This is a genomic window from Vibrio sp. YT-15, from assembly GCF_033337445.1.
Classification (GTDB): domain Bacteria; phylum Pseudomonadota; class Gammaproteobacteria; order Enterobacterales; family Vibrionaceae; genus Vibrio; species Vibrio alginolyticus.
Map to the genome: position 1 here is coordinate 573389 of NZ_JAWOQR010000002.1, position 18680 is coordinate 592068.

Sequence of the window (18680 nt, forward strand, 5' to 3'; positions counted from 1 at the left end):
ACGGGGGGTTACCTAGAAGAATGGATAAGTTTTTGTAGGGGAAAAGCCCATGAAAAAGATGTGAACGAGTGAAAGGTCTACCAAATAATGGGGCATTAACGAGTTTGAAATCGTGGCATCAACCCCATTTCGGATAAGGTTTCAGACAGTTCACCGAAGCGCTCAAGTCGCTTTTCAAGCTCGATGACCTTGGCTTTCAATTCAATATTCTCAACCTCTAATGACGACACCCGCTTTGAATCGAGAAGTTTTCGGTTTGCAGTGTTATCGTAGGCTTGAGGTTTATCCGAATTTTTCTTTGCAGCGTCGGTCAACGGTGGCAGGACACCTTTACCGCGCAGCTCATCTTCTAATGCTTTGAGAGCTTTTTTGAGGGCAGTGTTTTGGTTTAACGCCGATTTGCCACAACCAATCCCTTTCGCCACTTCGATTCGATTTAGCTGACCTCTGAACAAGATTTGTTTAAAGTCATCGTCCGTCTGTGTGGCTTTCCAGACCTCAAATGCCTCAAGGTTTTGTTGCGCTTTTTGCTGCCCACTTGCCATCAGTCATCTACCTCACCCAATAGCTTGCGAAGCCCTGTGACAAAGCCTCTTGGGAACACTTCGCTGTTGTATTCCATGTCTTTTACCTGACCTGCCTGAGTGGTTTGCCAGCCGTTCTTATCCAAGCATTCATCAGAAATGGCATACGCTAAGGCTTTTTTCTCTGATTCGGTGAGTACGCCTGATAGGGATGGCAGCACTTCCACGCTTGGTTCTGCGGCGGTGTCAAACTGGCGCACAGGGCGCTTGTCGATGGTGATATTAGCGTGTTGTTTGAGCAAATTAACCTCTTTGCGGTAACGGTTTCGCTCAGCAATGATTTGACCAAACAAGGCGCGTACCGCAGGGTCTGGGATGCGCTCTAACAGTTTATTATCCGCAGGGATGGATTTAGACCGTGAGGTGTTGGATAACGGCTTTTTGGTACTGGTATTGCACTTTGCCGCCCACGCTTCAATGAGTGTTCGGTAGTGCTTGTTACGGGTAGCACGCAAAGCCTCATACGCCAACCCACCATTTTCGGCAGACACCCGTCCAACTTGCGTGATGGAGAAGTCACGCTGACCCGATTCCACATAGGCTTTCAGCGTGTCATTAAGCTTATCGAGATTTTGCTGCGTGCGAGGCACTTTACCTTCTTTTAAGCCAGCAAGAATGACATCAATATCGAGTTCCATTAGCCCTCCAATAAGTTCGGCAGTGCAATACCATCTAGGTTAATGACTTTATCAGTCAGCGCATGAACACCCTGAGAGAACAGCTTGTTATCGTTCAGGTATTCACCCGCTTCAATGTAGTTCGCCACCTTGCGGTAGCCTTCGAGCTTGTCGTCAGGGTCAGCGATTTTTGCCATATGACGCAGCATGGCATTGGCAGCGATAAGCTGTTGTTTGTCGTCCATTTCCAAGAAAATCGGCTCAAAGTCTTTTTTCATCAGCACACGGCTAAGTTGCATTGAACGCTTTTGAATCGCAGGGGTTTTACGCAGTTCGTCCTGCAAGTCAGGGTAGAACTCCGCATCATCACAAAGCAGCGATAAGTGCAGTAACTCAGAGTCGGTTTCAATAAACTTCAGGGCATGACTGACATCTTGCTCAGAGCCAACTGCAATCAGTTTATCTTTGGTATCATCCCCATTTCTGGTCTCTTCGACACGAATGATTTTGTTGATAAGCTCAAAACACGCTATCCAGTCTTTGGCGTATTCATTCGCTTCGACTAGCTGTTTTTCCCAGCGGCGCTGTAGGACTTGCAGTTCATCGTGCTTGATAAACGGCTTGCCTTGCTGTTCACAGAAGAATTGCTCGTCTTTCAGGACTTCCAGTTCCCCCTCGATTTCCACAGATAGATTCGCCGCCTGATGCGCCTTGTAGCTCAGTTGGTTGAAGTGGGCATTGAGCGCAGGCAGGTAGCGTGCCTCGGTAATAAACCAGCGGCAGCGAGGACAGTTTTCAGGGCCGTGTGGTACGCTGGCATAAACGCGCTGGACAGCAGATTTTGCATCGTTAATCAACTCACCACCGTTCCAGCACCCGCCAAGGGTACTGACTTCATCCGATTTCACGGTGTTACCGCCTACCAGACACATTCCACAAGAGCGTTCTTCCCAACCAATCGGGTTGCGGTTAACCAGTGCCGCCTGAATGCTACGCTCGCTGCGATATACCATCTTGCACTGGATTTGCTCCATCGAGGCATCTTTAAGGAAATTGCGCACCGATTGCTTGGATTTGGCATCCAGTGCGCTATGCGCTTCGTCCATCTTCTCTGCCATCACCGAAGGGGTGATTTTGTTGTAGTAGATGGTCATCAATAGGCGCGTATGCCCTGCCAATAGCTTAGAAATCACAGGCAATGGCAACTGCGTGTCCATCGTATACGCCGTGATAAGTGAGACACGTAAACTGTGCAATGGAAAGAGTGTAGCTACCTTACTACTTTTTTGTACCCCCTCAGGGTAATCAACTACTAATTTTAATTGTTCACCATTATCTAGGGTATCTCCTCGTTCTGCGAGTTGGTTTTCTAACTCAAGGAGAAGTTGATACCAGAATGATTTGAGTCCATTGTTCTCTATAATTGGCTTATGTTTATCCTCATCTTTTGCTGATGCATTACGAAACAGAAAGGCAACTTCTCCCATGCTTTCTAGGTATGCTTTCGACTTTTTATGTCTTGTGTGTTTTGGCTGTAGCGTGGTGCAGTCAGTAGGCTTTGCAATGGGGTTGTATTTTTCTTGCCAATTACGCAGTTTTTCCAGCCAATACAATACTTCCTCGTTTTGCCAAGGGATGATGTAGCCACGTTCCAGTTCTTCCTTGTTTTTGTCAGCGGACTTGTTGGTGTTGATATACAAACCTGTGGAATACAGCCCTGTCATGGTGTCGTGAATGCGGCGGAAGATGCCTTTTCCAAATTGGCGTTTTTCGCTACCAAGTGCAAAATCATGCTGAATGTTTACTACCCACTGACCGTTTTCATAGCGCCATGTGTCCGCTTCACCGCTGTCTAGCATACGCACCTGATAGGTACGCAGTGGCAGGTGGAGCTTCATGAAAATTATCATCGCTTTGACAGGCGACCAGATTCGGTGGATAGTAATATTCTCACCTTTACGAGTCACTTCTTTGGTACACCACACACAATCAGGGTCAGATTTATCAATCAGTTCAGGTTCGATTTCAAACCAGCCACCTTCCTTCTGCGCCCATACCCAATCTTTGAAGTGGCGATAGTGATAAGCTGGAAGCATGGATTCATCGTCTTTGAGATTTTGCTCAATGACGGTCAGTTCCGCTTTGTCGGGTAGAGGACAAAGGGTTTGGCGTAAATCCTGAATGTAGCGATACGGTAGAGGGTTGCGCACCGTTTCTGTAGCAGAACCTTGCACCTTGATTTTACGGAGAGGGTTTTGAACCAATGGAGTTAGCGTTCCATGGTCATTTTCCTCGGAGAACGCTTTTTCAATAACAAAATCGATGAACTCGGTGGGATAATTCACCGCTTTTTGCACATTACTAGAGTGGTTAACTCTTGCCCTCGCGGCTTTTTCAAGTTCTTCGCTATTACATAAATGCCCTTTATACCCGCTAAAAAATAGAGTCACATCTATGGCGTACGGAGCATATTTTTGAATGTACTCCTCAAAGAAAATGTTTAAAGCATCAATCTTATGGTTTAAACCAACATTTTGTGTAGCCATCCATTCTGCCGCTAGCTCTTGCCACTGCTGCCACTCCGCGCCGAGCCTAGTTAGCATCCATGAGAAGGTTAAACTCGTTGAACGTTTGTCATTTATTTTGCCTTTGATCGACATTATTTACCTCTCAATTTTGGATGTTTGCCAGTGAAATAACCCTGCGGGTCGATGTCATCAAAGCCATGCTCAACCAGTACTTTCCAGTCGAGTGCTTTGACTTTGGATTCAGGGTTTGCCAGTTGCAGTGTGGCTTGGGTCAGCTCGTCAGAAATTTCCTGCTGACTCTCTCCAATATAAGGGAGTTGTGAGTCAAGACTTTTGTGGTGAAGGCATCGCTTTCGAATTAATGGGTCAACCTTTGCTCGTTTGAGGCGTCTGCCATAATTGTGTCGATGCCCATGTGGATCTAAACCTTCTGCCTTGTTCGGCTCTAAGCCGATGCGCTTTAAGCCGTTGGCGTAGTTATCATGAAAAGCGTTGATGGTGTAAGGATTGCCGAAAGCGCGGTGATGAAACGAAATAAACGCATAAGGGTGGTGACAGTCGATGCTGGCGCGGTACTTTTGATAGTTTTTCCACAGTGACATAAACACTTTGCCATAGTCGGTTGGGAACCATTGAACCTGTATATAGTTATCGCGGTGGTCAACCACACGACACTTCCAACCGAGATGTGCTGTGCCTTTCATGCGCTGGCGAGGGATACGCGCATACTTTTCTTTTAAGTACGTTTCTCTATTCTGATTTTTAGAACGAACTTCAGGGTCACTTGGCGCTTTGCCATCGACTTCATTGTAAATTCGAACGATAGCACTATCTGGGTTATAGGGGTCTTCAAACACATCGGTCACCCAAAGCGTTAAAGCTTCACTTTCGCGCAACCCGCCGCCGTGCATAAGCAGGAGTATTAATTTGTCCCTGAGTGCCACGCGTGGGTCGCTCGCGCCACCGATACCATTCATATAAAACTCTTCCCAATGCTTTGCAGGAAAGGCGATAGCGTCATCTTCGGTTTTGGTGAGCGGTGTGCGCCCCTTAATGGTTCGCGCCTTACGGATGGTTTTGTTGACGGTCTTATCTTCGATATGACCGAGAAAATCATTCTGGTTTTTACGATACCATGCAGCGTAATTCAATCGCTGCTCATGAGGGGTAGCATCACGCAAGGGGTTCATCGGTGCAGTGCCTTGCTTGTCTGACAACCAATCGGTGAATGCCGTCAGTCGGTGAATGTGCTTATTTACGTTACTGGTTGAGCTTGGCACCCAATACAAACCTGATGGGTCAAGTCCATCCTCACCAATCGTTCCTGTGTACAACCGCTTAGAAAAGGTCTGGAAGAGCAACTTCGGATCGTCAAACAACCCTCTATTTGCTTCCATATAATCCAGCAACAAGGACACCGCTTGAAGAAATCCATTCATGACGGAGTTACTCACACCGTCCGCCTCTAACTTGAGTAGGTAGTCCGTGACCGTACTTAACTCTCCTTGCTCAGTTAGCAAGATAGGCAGTTGGCTTTTGATGCCCGTATTGTCCTCTACAATCGTCGCTCTGACTTTTACTGATGACAAATTGTGCTTTCCCTATACACATTGTACATAATATTGACTATGTACCTACAATATTAGTTATGCAATAAAAAGGCAGATTTTTCTGCCTTAATACACAATATACACCCTTCAAGTTACTATATATAAGCTATGGGTGGGTTCGATAAATACTGAGCGCATCAAAAAATCCCACCATTCCTATGGAATGATGATAATTCGTTGGTTAAGTTGCGCTAAGTGTGTGTTCATACAATCACCTTCATATAACGACAGTGATTTGTCAATACCATCTGTACAACAAGCGAACGATTTGGAAGGGGGAAGATAAAGCCATCACGATGGATGGCTTTATCTAGGTTGAAAGAGACAGCGATTACTGCTCAACGCTGACTGGCTGTGCTTTAAACTTTTGAATCAGCTTTACGATTAGTGGACTTGCCAATACCAATACAGCTAAAACAGTAAAGGTAAGGGTAATAGGACGCTCCCATAGGAAACTTAGTTCTCCATCTGAAATCATTAATGCGCGGCGTAAGTTCTCTTCCATTAATCCTCCAAGGATGAAGCCCAGCAATAAAGGTGCGAGCGGGAAGTTAGCGAGCCGAAGTGCAATGGCAGCCATAGCAACAATCAGCATCACGAACACATCCATAGTGTTAAAGGAGACCAAATAAACCCCGGTGATTGAGAAGAATAAAATCATCGGTAGAAGTACCGTTCTTGGAACCGCCAAAAGCTTTGAAATGTACGGAATCAACGGTAAGTTCAGGATCACAAGTACGATGTTGCCGAAGTACATGGAAATGATCACAGACCAGAACACATCTGGGTGTTCAACAAATAGGCGAGGGCCAGGTTGAATACCATAAGCGATCAGCGCACCGAGCATTATTGCTGTTGTACCAGAGCCCGGAATACCAAGCGTTAATAGCGGTACAAATGAACCACTAGATGCTGCATTGTTCGCAGACTCTGGCGCAACCAAACCACGGATACTGCCTTTACCGAACTCATCCTTTTTCTCTTTAGGTGCGAGGTTGCGCTCCATACCATAGCTTAAAAAAGCAGCAATGGTTGCCCCTGCGCCAGGAAGAACGCCAGTGAAGAAACCTAATATTGAAGAGCGAATTGAAACAGGCGCAACATCTTTGATTTCTTCCTTGGTCACTTTCATTGAGCCAATGTTGCTCAGCTTTTCTTGTTCTTCATCGCTGGTGTCTTTTGATGGTTTAAGGATGCCCATCAGTGTCTCACCCAGTGCGAATGTCGCCATTGCAAGCAACAAGAAGCTAAAGCCATCCATTAAATCCGTTAAACCGAAGGTAAAGCGTTCAACGCCTACGCCTTTATCGATTCCAACTGTAGATAGCATCAAACCAAGAATGGTCATCATCCACGCTTTGATTACCTGACCTTTCCCCGCAAAAGCCGCGACTGCTGATAACCCAAGTAGCATCAACGCAAAATAGTCCGACGATTGGAAGCTAAGGGAGACGCTAGCCAATGCTGGTGCGGCAACAAGCAACATAATGGCAGATAGCGTACCGCCAGTGAAAGACGAATAAGCTGCCAAAGCTAATGCTTTACCTGCCTGGCCTTTTTGAGCCATTGGGTAGCCGTCGAATGCTGTGACCACGGTTGAAGAACAACCCGGCGCGTTAATTAAAATCGACGATGTAGAGCCACCAAATACCGCACCGTAATAAACACCCGCCATTAAAATAAGGCCAGAGGAGGGCTCTAGGCCATAAGTAATTGGGATCATCAAAGCAATGGCTGAGATCGGCCCAAGTCCAGGTAACATGCCGATAAATGTACCGACGAAGCAACCAACGATCACCATCATAATGTTCATTGGCATTACTGCGGTGGATAAACCTTGTAGAATTCCATCTAACATAATTCAGTCCTTTCTTTGACTACCAGATGGTGAAAATCAAACCCGGTTCGAGATAGATGTCCAAACCTTGAGTGAGTAATAAGTAGAACGCGATCACGAATGGAAACGACGCGCCAAACAGAACGGGTTTACGTCTTTCCCCGAGCAGATAAAAGCCAGCCAATAAAAAGAAGCCAGTAGCTATCACAAAACCTAGATAAGTCAGGCCCACGCCGTAGAGCGCCATTAAAATTAAAAAGGCAATCAGTAACTTCCAATTGAAGGTCAGCACTGCGCCACTTTGTTTATCTGGTTGTCCTGTCACCAGCAATAGCAAAGAAAGGCCGACACCAACGTAAGTCAGGATGGTTGGCAGAGTACGTGCGGTGAATGGTTCATACTCATCACCTGGAAACAATGGAATCTGCGAGGTTTGATAACCGTAGCAAAGACAGAAGAGTAGAAAGATCATTGCGCCGACGCGGTCACGACAGAGCAAATACTCTTTGGTGAAAAAGTTGGTTGAACGAGGCATATTCAACTCCTAACAAAAGTAAAAAAGACCGCATATGGACGTCAATGAATAAACTAAACCATTAACAATTAAGCATTTCGCTGCTAGTCGAGCCGCTTTGGGTATATAAACAAAGGAGTGTGCATGCCGATTGTCGACAATGTCCATATGCGGTGAAACTTAGAGTGCAAATACAATGGGGAAATACCAACCTACGTTATTCATTGAGGTTGGTATCTGAGGGACCCCAATTCGATTGTTACTTCAGGAAGCCTAACTCGCGCATTAAGTCACCCATCTGTTGCTCTTGATCTTCAAGAAACGCGAAGAATGCTTTATCCGCTTTATAGTTGTCGATCCAACCATTGCGGTCTCGAACGACTTGCCATTCGTCGGTGTTATACATTTTAGTAAATGCGGCATTCCATTCATCTAGCTTTTCTTGGCTTGTGCCTGGTGCTGCAAAGAATCCACGCCAGTTAGCAAAGACAGTTTCATTACCATATTCGGTGAGAGTTGGAATATTAGGCGCAGCTTCTAAACGTTTTGGTGCTGTAATCGCTAACACTTTCACTTGCCCAGACTTAGACATTTCGAGTACTTCACCTAGCCCTGTAGAGAGCAGTTGTGTTTCGCCTGAAAGTAGGGCTGCCATGGCTTTTCCACCTGCATCATAGGCAATGTAACGAACTTTACGCGCATCAAAACCTTCACCTTTGAAAGCTGCTGCTATAACCAAATGATCCATAGAACCACGAGCAGAGCCACCAGCAACCTTCACCTTACGTGGGTTTTCTTTAAAAGCTTTAACGACATCTTCCCAAGAGCTATAAGGAGAATCGGCTGATGTAACAATGGCGCCATAATCGGCAACCGTTGCGGCAACAGGAGTCAAGTCGCGGAAAGATTGTGGGAAGATCCCACTGAGCGAGCGAACGACGATCGGTGTTGAGTTCACCATGAGTGTATCTTCTTGACGATCAGCCGTTTCAATCAAATGTGCGATTGCTTTGCCACCGCCACCACCAGATAGGTTTTGAAATGATACGGTTTCGACGATGTCTGATTTTATTAATACATCACCAGTACCTCGGGCGGTCATGTCCCAACCGCCACCGGCACCTCCAGGGATAAGAAAGTGCATTTTTTCAATATCTGCAGCAAGAGCGTTGAATGAAAATGAAGCTGCGATGATTGAAGCGGCGAGCGTTGGTTTGAGTACCTTTAACATGTTCACGTTCCTTATGTTAGCGACTCTATTTAGTTGAGCCTTATTGTTTTTGCTCAGTTGTCATGCCTTGTAAGCGTTAAAGCTGAACTTGGTGTAAAGGTTAATTAAGTGTTAAATATCTGTCTGTAAAAGAGATATAAAGAGAATATTGAGCATTTCGGTTATTTTGTTCATAAAGTTCACGGCGAGAAGTTGGTGTTAGGTCACGCGGCTTTACGCTTTGGTAGGCCATAATAAAATGACGGAAAATGAACGAGGAAAAGAGAATGAAAGGGACGTGTTTGTGCGGCGCAATTGAAGTCATCGCTGAGGTTAAAAATGAGGTTAGCCTGTGCCATTGCTCTATGTGTCGAAAATGGTCGAGTGGCGCACTTCATGCGGTGCATTGTGGGCCTAACGTGACGTTTAAAGGTGGCGAACCTAAACGTTATCAGTCGTCAGACTGGGCTGTGAGGGGGTTTTGCGGTGAGTGTGGCACAAACCTTTTCTACCATTTGTTGCCGACAGGTGAGTACATTCTTTCCGCTGGTTTGTTCGATAACCCAGATTTCAAACTCACTTTAGAGATTTTTACCGATGAAAAGCCAGCTTATTATGACCTCAATTCCGCTTCACAAAAGATGACTTCGCAACAAGTCTTTGATCAATTTGCACCTAAAGAATAGTTTTTTATCCGATTATTGTTCGACAACTGAGCTTTTAGTTTTTAGATCATAAGCTTAAAGGTTTATAAGTTGTCGACAATATGAGTTCCCCATTCTTTATTTCTGCTAAAAATGGCACTTAATAGGCATTTTAGGCCCATTTAAATTACGACCTTAGTCTAAATTGTCGACAATTTACTTGATTGTCGACACTTTGATCGACTACTTTATATTCAGGTTAAGAAATTGTAGACATTTCGATGTCGGTAACAAGAGTATCTGAATATGAACTCTGAGTTGAAAGCTCGTTATAAAGTGCTGGGTTCTGAGAAAGAACACACCAAATCCGAAACGCTGACCGAAACACTGATTGAAGTCATTGTTAATGGCGATGTGAAGCCTGGCCATAAGATATCAGAGCCCGAGCTAGCAAAGAAATATCAGGTCAGTCGTGGGCCTTTGCGTGAAGCATTGATGCGCTTAGAGGGGCTAGGGCTCATCGAGCGAATTCCTCATGTTGGGGCCAGAGTGACCACTTTTTCTCCGGAAAAGCTGATAGAACTTTATGCCGTTCGAGAAGCATTGGAAGGCATGGCGGCAAGGTTAGCTGCGCGACACATTACGCAAGAAGAGCTCTTAAGCTTGGAAATGCTATTGTCGACACATTCCAAGCATATAGACCAAATGGAAGGCGCGTCTTACTTCCATCAACATGGTGACTTTGATTTTCACTATCGCATCATCCAAGCGAGCAGAAACAGTAAGTTAATATCTCTGCTGTGTGATGAACTCTATCACTTATTACGGATGTATCGTTATCAGTCGCCACGTGCGCAATCTCGCCCGAATGAGGCGCTCACCGAACACAAATTCATTTTGGAAGCCATTCGCAATCGCGATGAAGAGCTTGCAGAAATGTTGATGAGAAGACACATATCAGGAAGTCGAAAGCTCATCCAATCTCAAATTATACATACAGAAAGTTTAGACAAAGACTAGAAGGAATTCGTCATGAGCTTAACACCGGGAGCGAAATTCAGACTCGCCATTGAACAAAATAATCCACTACAAATTGTCGGCACTATAAACCCGTATTGCGCCATGATGGCAAAAAACTTGGGTCACCAAGCGATTTACTTGTCTGGTGGCGGTATCGCAAATGCGTCATACGGATTGCCGGATCTCGGTATCACAACATTAAACGACGTTTTGGTTGACGTTGACCGCATCACTAACGCATGTGATTTGCCTCTTTTGGTTGATATCGACACGGGTTTTGGCGGTGCATTTAACATTGCTCGCACGATCAAAGCGATGGAAAAAGCAGGCGCGGCAGCGGTGCACATGGAAGACCAAGTTGCACAGAAACGTTGTGGTCATCGTCCGAACAAAGCAATAGTCAGCCAGCAAGAGATGGTTGATCGTGTAAAAGCCGCGGTTGATGCACGCAATGATGAAAGTTTCGTGATTATGGCTCGTACTGACGCGTTAGCTGTTGAAGGAATGGACAGCGCAATCGAGCGCGCGATTGCGTGTGTGGAAGCTGGCGCAGACATGATCTTCCCAGAAGCGATGAACAAGCTGGACCAGTACCTTCAGTTCTCAAATGCGCTTGAGCAAGCGACCGGAAAGCACGTTCCTATTCTGGCCAACATTACCGAGTTCGGCGCAACGCCACTGTACGGCTGCGATGAGCTTGCAAAAGCGAAAGTCGATATGGTGCTTTACCCATTAAGTGCGTTCCGTGCCATGAACAAAGCTGCTGAAACGGTCTACAAACATTTGCTAGAAGTGGGTAACCAGGAAGCACTGGTTGATTCGATGCAAACACGTAAAGAGTTGTATCAGCACCTGAATTACCACGACTACGAAGACAAACTTGACCAGTTATTCTCTGAAGGGAAATAGCGGGGGAAAAGCAAAAATAGACGGAAGCCCAAGAAAAAGATAATCGGAATTTATCTCATCTAATAACGTGAAATTCGTTTGGCTAAAAACACCCCAGAGAGGGAAAAGTCAGACAGAAAAGGAGTTCAAACAATGTCTCAAACTGCAGAAAAGAAAGCAGAATTAGGTGGCGCAGGCCTTCGTGGTCAAAGCGCAGGAAGCACAGCTTTATGTACTGTCGGAAAAACGGGAACTGGTTTAACTTATCGTGGATACGATATTACTGATCTTGCGAACAACGCACAGTTTGAAGAAGTGGCTCACCTTCTGTTACGCGGTCACTTGCCGAATCAACAAGAACTTGATGCGTACAAGACACACCTACTCAGCTTTAGAGGTTTGCCAGCCGAGCTAAAACAAGCTTTAGAGTTGATTCCTGCAAGCGCACACCCAATGGACGTAATGCGCACGGGTTGTTCTGTATTGGGTAACCTAGAGCAGGAAATGAGCTTCGAGGAGCAACTGAAAGCAACCGAACGTATGCTAGCCTTGTTCCCTGCCATCATCTGTTACTGGTACCGCTTTAGTCATGATGGCGTGCGTATCAACACCGAGGATCAGACTGAAGATTGCATCGGTGGTTACTTTTTGCGATTACTTACAGACAAAGCGCCATCTGCGCTGCACAAACAAGTGATGCATTGCTCGCTTATTCTTTATGCTGAACATGAGTTTAATGCTTCTACATTCGCAGCACGCGTTTGTGCATCAACGTTGTCAGACATCCATTCTTGTATCACGGCAGCAATCGGTACGCTTCGTGGACCACTTCACGGAGGTGCGAACGAAGCGGCGATGGAAATGATTGAAGATTGGCAAACGCCCGACGAGGCGGAAGCGAACATCATGAAAATGCTAGCCAATAAAGACAAGATCATGGGCTTTGGTCATGCGATTTATCGTGAAAGTGACCCTCGCAACGCCTTAATAAAACGCTGGTCCAAAGAGTTATCGAAGCAAGTTGGTGATACACATCTATATGCGGTTTCTGAGCGTGTTGAATCAGTGATGAAGCGAGAGAAAGGTCTGTTCTGTAATGCGGACTTCTTCCATGCATCGGCTTACCACTTCATGGACATTCCAACCAAACTATTTACCCCAATCTTTGTGATGAGTCGTTTAACGGGCTGGGCTGCACACGTTTATGAACAGCGTGCCAATAACCGTATTATTCGCCCAAGTGCTGATTACACGGGCCCAGATCATCAAGAATGGGTGCCTATCGAGAATCGCTAGCGCGAAGGTCAACGAGGGCATTATATGCTTTGGTTGACCACCTCCTTCCTTTGTCATTCTCTCTAACAGAGGAAGGAGATCCTCTCATCACTGTGTTTCTGGAGCAATGGAAAACCTTGATGAAGGCAAGATGTAAAGACTGAATGGAAGCAAACCATGAACACAAATATTAATACTCAATATCGTAAGCCGCTTCCGGGAACTCAACTGGATTATTTTGATGCACGCGAAGCCGTCAATGCCATTTCTCCTGGAGCCTATGAAACACTCCCTTATACCTCTCGCGTGCTAGCTGAGCAACTGGTCCGTCGCTGTGACCCGAACACATTGACAGATAGCCTGAAACAGTTAATTGAACGCAAACGCGATCTCGATTTTCCTTGGTATCCAGCACGCGTTGTTTGTCATGACATTCTTGGTCAGACCGCTCTAGTCGATTTAGCGGGTCTACGCGATGCCATTTCAGATCAGGGCGGCGATCCTGCAAAAGTGAACCCAGTGGTTGAGACACAATTGATCGTTGACCACTCTTTAGCGGTTGAACATGCGGGCTTTGACCCTGATGCCTTCGACAAAAACCGCGCGATTGAAGAGCGCCGTAATGAAGACCGATTTCACTTTATCGAGTGGTGTAAAACAGCGTTTGAAAACGTCAGCGTGATTCCAGCTGGGAATGGCATCATGCACCAAATCAACTTGGAAAAAATGTCTCCTGTGGTACAAGCAAAGCAGGGCATTGCCTACCCTGACACCTGTGTGGGTACGGACAGTCACACGCCTCACGTAGACGCTCTTGGTGTTATTGCGATAGGTGTCGGTGGTCTGGAAGCAGAAACCGTCATGCTTGGCCGACCATCAATGATGCGTCTACCAGATATTGTCGGTGTCAAACTGACGGGTAAACGTCAACCGGGCATTACCGCAACGGATATTGTCCTCGCGATTACTGAGTTTCTTCGTAATGAGCGTGTGGTATCTTCATATCTTGAATTCTTCGGAGAAGGCGCACGTGATCTAACGATCGGAGACCGCGCAACGATTTCAAACATGACACCAGAATACGGCGCAACAGCTGGCATGTTTTATATTGATGAGCAGACCATCAATTACTTGAAACTAACTGGTCGAGATGAAGAACAAGTTGCTTTAGTAGAAAATTACGCAAAACAAACCGGTCTTTGGGCAGACGATCTTGATAGCGCAGTTTACGAGCGTGTACTTGAGTTCGATTTATCATCAGTTAGCCGTAACTTGGCTGGTCCGTCAAACCCTCATCGTCGTTTACCAACTTCTGAGTTGGCACAGCGCGGTATTTCTGGAGCGTGGGAAGAGAAAGAAGGCGAGTTGCCAGATGGTGCAGTGATCATCGCTGCTATTACCTCATGTACGAATACTAGTAACCCAAGAAACGTGGTTGCTGCTGGCCTTGTGGCGAAGAAAGCCAACGAACTTGGTCTTGTACGTAAACCTTGGGTGAAATCGTCTTTTGCTCCGGGTTCTAAAGTTGCACGCTTGTATCTGGAAGAAGCGGGCTTATTACCAGAGCTAGAGAAGCTTGGCTTTGGCATTGTTGGTTACGCATGTACAACTTGTAACGGTATGAGTGGTGCGCTGGATCCAAAAATCCAACAAGAGATCATCGACCGTGATTTATATGCAACAGCGGTGCTTTCTGGTAACCGTAACTTTGATGGTCGAATCCATCCGTACGCCAAACAAGCTTTCTTGGCTTCACCACCATTGGTTGTCGCTTATGCGCTAGCGGGTACCATTCGTTTTGATATCGAGCGCGATGCATTGGGCTCGGACCAACACGGCAAACCAATTTATCTCAATGATTTGTGGCCAAGCGATGAAGAGATCGATGCAGTTGTCGGTACTCATGTTAAACCTGAGCAGTTTAAGCAAGTTTACATTCAGATGTTTAAGCTGAATGATCAAGAGCAAAATCCCAACCCGCTGTACGACTGGCGTCCGATGAGTACCTATATCCGCCGACCACCGTACTGGGAAGGTGCGCTAGCGGGAGAAAGAACATTGTCTGGTATGCGTCCATTGGCGATTCTGGGCGACAACATCACCACTGATCACTTATCACCATCCAACGCGATTCTCGCAAGCAGCGCAGCAGGTGAATACTTAGCGAAAATGGGTGTGCCAGAAGAAGATTTCAACTCTTACGCGACTCACCGTGGTGACCACTTAACGGCGCAACGCGCGACCTTTGCTAACCCGAAACTATTTAACGAAATGGTGAAAGAGAACGGTGAAGTGGTTCAGGGTTCTCTGGCGCGAATCGAGCCGGAAGGTCAGGTTGTACGCATGTGGGAAGCGATTGAGACCTACATGAACCGCAAGCAACCACTGATTGTTGTTGCAGGTGCTGACTATGGTCAGGGTTCATCTCGTGACTGGGCAGCAAAAGGCGTTCGATTGGCTGGTGTAGAAGCAATCGTTGCAGAAGGCTTTGAGCGTATTCACCGAACTAACTTGGTTGGCATGGGCGTGTTACCACTGCAATTTAAGCCGGGTGTTAATCGCAATACATTAGAACTGGATGGTACTGAACTGTATGACGTGGTTGGTGAAATCAAGCCGGGTGCAGATTTAGCCTTGGTTATTACACGTAGCAATGGTGAGAAAGTCGATGTTCCGGTCACCTGTCGCTTAGATACCGCTGACGAAGTTCACGTGTACAACGCGGGCGGTGTTCTGCAGCGTTTCGCGCAAGATTTCTTGGCACAATAAGGAGTGCGTATGTCAAATAATACTCCGAATCAAACAAGCCAAATAAAAGTGCCCGCGACGTACATGCGTGGCGGCACGAGTAAAGGTGTCTTTTTCAACCTAGAGGATTTGCCTCAAGAAGCGCAAGTGGCTGGAGCCGCACGTGACAAACTGTTGTTACGCGTTATTGGCAGCCCTGATCCGTACGCGAAGCAAATTGATGGCATGGGGGGCGCGACGTCAAGCACCAGTAAAACAGTGATTGTTTCGCGCAGCAGCAGAGCCGATCACGATGTTGACTACTTATTTGGCCAAGTGTCGATCGACAAACCATTCGTCGATTGGAGCGGTAACTGCGGCAACTTGTCTGCCGCTGTCGGTCCTTTCGCCATTCATGCTGGTCTGATCCCACAAGATCGCATTCCAGAAAATGGCATTGTGACGGTGCGTGTTTGGCAGGTGAACATCAGCAAAACCATCTTGATTCACGTGCCAATCGTCAATGGTTTTGTCCAGGAAACTGGAGAGTTTGAACTCGATGGTGTCACGTTTCCAGCGGCAGAGATTCAAGTGGATTTTGTTGACCCTTCCGATGGCGAAGGAAGTATGTTCCCAACGGGTAACTTAGTTGATGATTTGGTGGTGCCGGATGTGGGTACGTTCAACGCGACCTTTATTAACGCGGGCATACCAACCATTTTTATTGATGCTGAATCGATAGGATATCAGGGCACCGAGCTGCAAGACGATATCAACAACGATGACACAGCATTAGCGATGTTCGAATCCATCCGTGCATATGGCGCGTTAAAAATGGGCCTGATTTCTGATTTAGAAGAAGCTCAAACACGCCAACATACGCCGAAAATAGCGTTTGTTTCTAAACCGAAAAGTTACCTGTCTTCAAGTGGTAAAGCCGTTAATGAGTCGGATATTGATGTGCTCGTTCGCGCGCTGTCGATGGGCAAGCTACATCATGCAATGATGGGAACAGCAGCCGTTGCTATTGCTTCTGCTGCGTGTGTGCCCGGAACGTTAGTGAATTTAGCCGCTGGTGGCGGTGAAAAAGAGTCCGTGACTTTTGGTCACCCGTCAGGAACGTTAAAAGTTGGGGCACAAGCGAAGCAAACTGAGCAGGGCTGGGTGGTGCAAAAAGCCATTATGAGCCGAAGTGCGAGAATACTGATGGAGGGATTTGTGCGTGTACCCTTCTATGTCTTCGATTAAAAGAGACGATCTTTGGATTAAAAGAGCGATCTTTGAGTAGAACGAGAGCAATGTCAGGACATACTGGAGGAAGCAATATGTCTTCATACGAAAAAGAATACTTATGGGCGAAGAATGAACCGGAGAGTTTTTGGCGCGCTCAAGCGGAGAATATCGATTGGTTTGAATCTCCTAAAACTATCTTGAAATCTGATGAAAACGGCATAGAACGCTGGTTTCCAGATGGTGTAATGAATACGTGCTGGTTAGCATTAGATTACCATTGCGAGCAAGGACGCGGTGATAATACTGCACTCATTTATGACTCGCCAGTGACAGGTCGTAAAGCCACGTACACCTATAGCGACCTACGTGACCAAGTAGCAAAAATTGCTGGCATGCTGTCTGCTCAAGGTGTTGAAAAAGGCGACCGAGTCGTTATTTATATGCCGATGATCCCAGAAGCCGCAATGGCGATGCTTGCCTGCGCGCGTTTGGGGGCGATTCATTCCGTAGTATTCGGCGGTTTTGCTCCTAATGAGCTTGCTGTACGAATTGAAGATGCAGAGCCGAAAGTGATCATGACGGCGTCGTGCGGGATTGAGATCAACAAAGTCATTCCATACAAACCAATGGTAGACAAAGCCATTATGGACAGCCGTTGGAAGCCTGAGAAAGTGTTTGTTTTCCAACGTCCAGAGTGCGACGCTGAGCTAAACCAAGAAAGAGACTTAGATTGGCTGCGAGAGTACAAACAAGCGCTGCCACATGGTTGTGTTCCGGTGTTAGCAACCGATCCGCTCTACATACTTTATACATCGGGCACGACAGGTAAGCCGAAAGGCGTTGTGCGTGATAACGGTGGCCATGCTGTCGCGATGAAGTACTCCATGAGCGCAATCTATAACATTCCTCAAGATGGCGTCTTTTGGGCGGCATCTGATGTGGGCTGGGTAGTAGGGCACTCTTACATTGTTTACGCCCCACTGATTCACGGTTGCACTACTATCCTATTCGAAGGCAAGCCTGTTCGAACACCGGATCCTGGCGCATTTTGGCGAGTGTGTGATGAATATAAAGTAGATGCGTTGTTCTCTGCACCAACGGCGTTTCGTGCGATTAAGAAAGAGGACCCGGAAGGCGAGCACTTAAAACAGTACGACTTGTCGAATCTGAAAAACATCTTTATGGCGGGAGAACGCCTTGACCCTCCGACACTGGAGTGGGTTCAGAGCAAAGCGGACAAGCCCGTTATTGACCACTGGTGGCAAACCGAGACGGGCTGGGCCATCGCTGGCAACCCGACAGGTGTCGAAATGATGCCAGTTAAAGCTGGTTCTTCGACGAAGCCCATTCCGGGTTATCAGGTCGAAATTCTGAATGAACTTGGAGAGGCTGTCGGGCCTAACCAACAAGGCTTTGTCGCATTAAAACGTCCGCTACCACCAAGTTGTCTGCCAACGGTTTGGCGTAATCATGACCGTTTTGAAACTGGTTATCTTAGCCAGTTCCCAGGCTACTACGTGTCTGGTGATGGTGGCTATCTGGATGAAGACGGTTACCTGTTTATTATGGGACGTATTGATGATGTGATTAATGTCGCGGGACACCGATTGTCGACAGGTGAAATGGAAGAAATAGTAGGAGGCCACCCAGCGATTGCAGAATGTGCGGTGGTCGGTATCCACGATGATCTAAAAGGTCAGCTTCCACTTGGTTTTGTTGTACTGAAAGACGGCGTCAAAGTGGATGAGCTAGACCTTGAAGGTGAGCTTGTTGGCAAAGTGCGTAGTGAGATAGGTGCAGTTGCTTGCTTCAAGCATGCGTTGGTTGTAGACCGTTTACCGAAAACACGTTCAGGTAAAATTTTGCGTCGAACTATACGTCAAATAGCTGATGGTGAAAAATACACCGTTCCGTCAACGATTGATGACCCAAGTAGCTTGAACGAAATTGAGCGAGTGCTACGACGCTGAGAAAAACTCAATTCTAACTAACC

14 protein-coding genes are annotated in these 18680 nt (G+C 46.6%); 7 read left to right on the forward strand and 7 right to left on the reverse strand.

The features are described 5' to 3' along the window. Positions 1-95: 95 nt before the first annotated feature. The 7 genes from R7D93_RS06760 to R7D93_RS06790 form a co-directional block, all read right to left on the reverse strand. Positions 96-545, reverse strand: a complete 450-nt coding sequence (locus R7D93_RS06760; RefSeq protein ID WP_053307023.1) for a VPA1267 family protein — start codon at positions 543-545, stop codon at positions 96-98. Further along, positions 545-1222 (reverse strand): gamma-mobile-trio protein GmtX, encoded by a 678-nt coding sequence (gmtX, locus tag R7D93_RS06765; RefSeq protein WP_053307022.1) that lies wholly within the window; start codon positions 1220-1222, stop codon positions 545-547. Before gmtX ends, R7D93_RS06760 begins: the two co-directional genes overlap by 1 nt. Next, positions 1222-3861, reverse strand: coding sequence for an integrase family protein (locus R7D93_RS06770; RefSeq protein ID WP_222712536.1), 2640 nt, complete (start codon positions 3859-3861; stop codon positions 1222-1224). Before R7D93_RS06770 ends, gmtX begins: the two co-directional genes overlap by 1 nt. After that, entirely contained in the window at positions 3861-5318 is a 1458-nt protein-coding gene (gene gmtY / locus R7D93_RS06775; RefSeq protein WP_053307020.1) for a gamma-mobile-trio recombinase GmtY, read from the reverse strand. The genes R7D93_RS06770 and gmtY overlap by 1 nt, the downstream gene beginning before the upstream one ends. Before the next feature lie 352 nt (positions 5319-5670). Then, complete coding sequence (locus R7D93_RS06780; RefSeq protein WP_005388177.1) at positions 5671-7197, reverse strand: tripartite tricarboxylate transporter permease; 1527 nt, start codon at positions 7195-7197, stop codon at positions 5671-5673. Positions 7198-7216: 19 nt separating this feature from the next. After that, on the reverse strand, positions 7217-7711 hold the full coding sequence (locus R7D93_RS06785) for a tripartite tricarboxylate transporter TctB family protein (protein ID WP_005388179.1): 495 nt from the start codon (positions 7709-7711) through the stop codon (positions 7217-7219). 238 nt (positions 7712-7949) lie between these two features. Further along, entirely contained in the window at positions 7950-8921 is a 972-nt protein-coding gene (locus R7D93_RS06790) for a tripartite tricarboxylate transporter substrate binding protein (RefSeq protein ID WP_005388181.1), read from the reverse strand. 266 nt (positions 8922-9187) lie between these two features. Here R7D93_RS06790 and R7D93_RS06795 point away from each other — a divergent pair, with 266 nt between their 5' ends. From R7D93_RS06795 to R7D93_RS06825, 7 genes are all read left to right on the forward strand, one after another. After that, complete coding sequence (locus R7D93_RS06795; RefSeq protein WP_017821694.1) at positions 9188-9586, forward strand: GFA family protein; 399 nt, start codon at positions 9188-9190, stop codon at positions 9584-9586. Positions 9587-9850: 264 nt separating this feature from the next. Next, the gene (locus R7D93_RS06800) at positions 9851-10564 is read left to right on the forward strand and encodes a GntR family transcriptional regulator (RefSeq protein ID WP_005377279.1); all 714 of its coding nucleotides are present in this window, start codon (positions 9851-9853) and stop codon (positions 10562-10564) included. Positions 10565-10576: 12 nt separating this feature from the next. Continuing rightward, the gene (prpB, locus tag R7D93_RS06805) at positions 10577-11473 is read left to right on the forward strand and encodes a methylisocitrate lyase (RefSeq protein WP_005388185.1); all 897 of its coding nucleotides are present in this window, start codon (positions 10577-10579) and stop codon (positions 11471-11473) included. A 132-nt stretch (positions 11474-11605) separates the two neighbouring features. Further along, positions 11606-12748, forward strand: coding sequence for a 2-methylcitrate synthase (gene prpC, locus R7D93_RS06810; protein WP_033906152.1), 1143 nt, complete (start codon positions 11606-11608; stop codon positions 12746-12748). Between the two features lie 156 nt (positions 12749-12904). Next, positions 12905-15496, forward strand: a complete 2592-nt coding sequence (acnD, locus tag R7D93_RS06815; RefSeq protein WP_213868254.1) for a Fe/S-dependent 2-methylisocitrate dehydratase AcnD — start codon at positions 12905-12907, stop codon at positions 15494-15496. Positions 15497-15505: 9 nt separating this feature from the next. After that, entirely contained in the window at positions 15506-16702 is a 1197-nt protein-coding gene (prpF, locus tag R7D93_RS06820) for a 2-methylaconitate cis-trans isomerase PrpF (protein WP_005377286.1), read from the forward strand. 77 nt (positions 16703-16779) lie between these two features. Further along, the gene (locus R7D93_RS06825) at positions 16780-18657 is read left to right on the forward strand and encodes a propionyl-CoA synthetase (RefSeq protein WP_171053505.1); all 1878 of its coding nucleotides are present in this window, start codon (positions 16780-16782) and stop codon (positions 18655-18657) included. Positions 18658-18680: the final 23 nt, after the last annotated feature.

What these genes read in the sequence shown, in the direction of transcription:
- R7D93_RS06760 (WP_053307023.1), bottom strand. Translation starts at nt 545, where the DNA reads ATGGCAAGTGGGCAGCAAAAAGCGCAACAAAACCTTGAGGCATTTGAG.
- gmtX (WP_053307022.1), bottom strand. Translation starts at nt 1,222, where the DNA reads ATGGAACTCGATATTGATGTCATTCTTGCTGGCTTAAAAGAAGGTAAA.
- R7D93_RS06770 (WP_222712536.1), bottom strand. Translation starts at nt 3,861, where the DNA reads ATGTCGATCAAAGGCAAAATAAATGACAAACGTTCAACGAGTTTAACC.
- R7D93_RS06780 (WP_005388177.1), bottom strand. Translation starts at nt 7,197, where the DNA reads ATGTTAGATGGAATTCTACAAGGTTTATCCACCGCAGTAATGCCAATG.
- R7D93_RS06785 (WP_005388179.1), bottom strand. Translation starts at nt 7,711, where the DNA reads ATGCCTCGTTCAACCAACTTTTTCACCAAAGAGTATTTGCTCTGTCGT.
- R7D93_RS06790 (WP_005388181.1), bottom strand. Translation starts at nt 8,921, where the DNA reads ATGTTAAAGGTACTCAAACCAACGCTCGCCGCTTCAATCATCGCAGCT.
- R7D93_RS06795 (WP_017821694.1), top strand. Translation starts at nt 9,188, where the DNA reads ATGAAAGGGACGTGTTTGTGCGGCGCAATTGAAGTCATCGCTGAGGTT.
- R7D93_RS06800 (WP_005377279.1), top strand. Translation starts at nt 9,851, where the DNA reads ATGAACTCTGAGTTGAAAGCTCGTTATAAAGTGCTGGGTTCTGAGAAA.
- prpB (WP_005388185.1), top strand. Translation starts at nt 10,577, where the DNA reads ATGAGCTTAACACCGGGAGCGAAATTCAGACTCGCCATTGAACAAAAT.
- prpC (WP_033906152.1), top strand. Translation starts at nt 11,606, where the DNA reads ATGTCTCAAACTGCAGAAAAGAAAGCAGAATTAGGTGGCGCAGGCCTT.
- acnD (WP_213868254.1), top strand. Translation starts at nt 12,905, where the DNA reads ATGAACACAAATATTAATACTCAATATCGTAAGCCGCTTCCGGGAACT.
- prpF (WP_005377286.1), top strand. Translation starts at nt 15,506, where the DNA reads ATGTCAAATAATACTCCGAATCAAACAAGCCAAATAAAAGTGCCCGCG.
- R7D93_RS06825 (WP_171053505.1), top strand. Translation starts at nt 16,780, where the DNA reads ATGTCTTCATACGAAAAAGAATACTTATGGGCGAAGAATGAACCGGAG.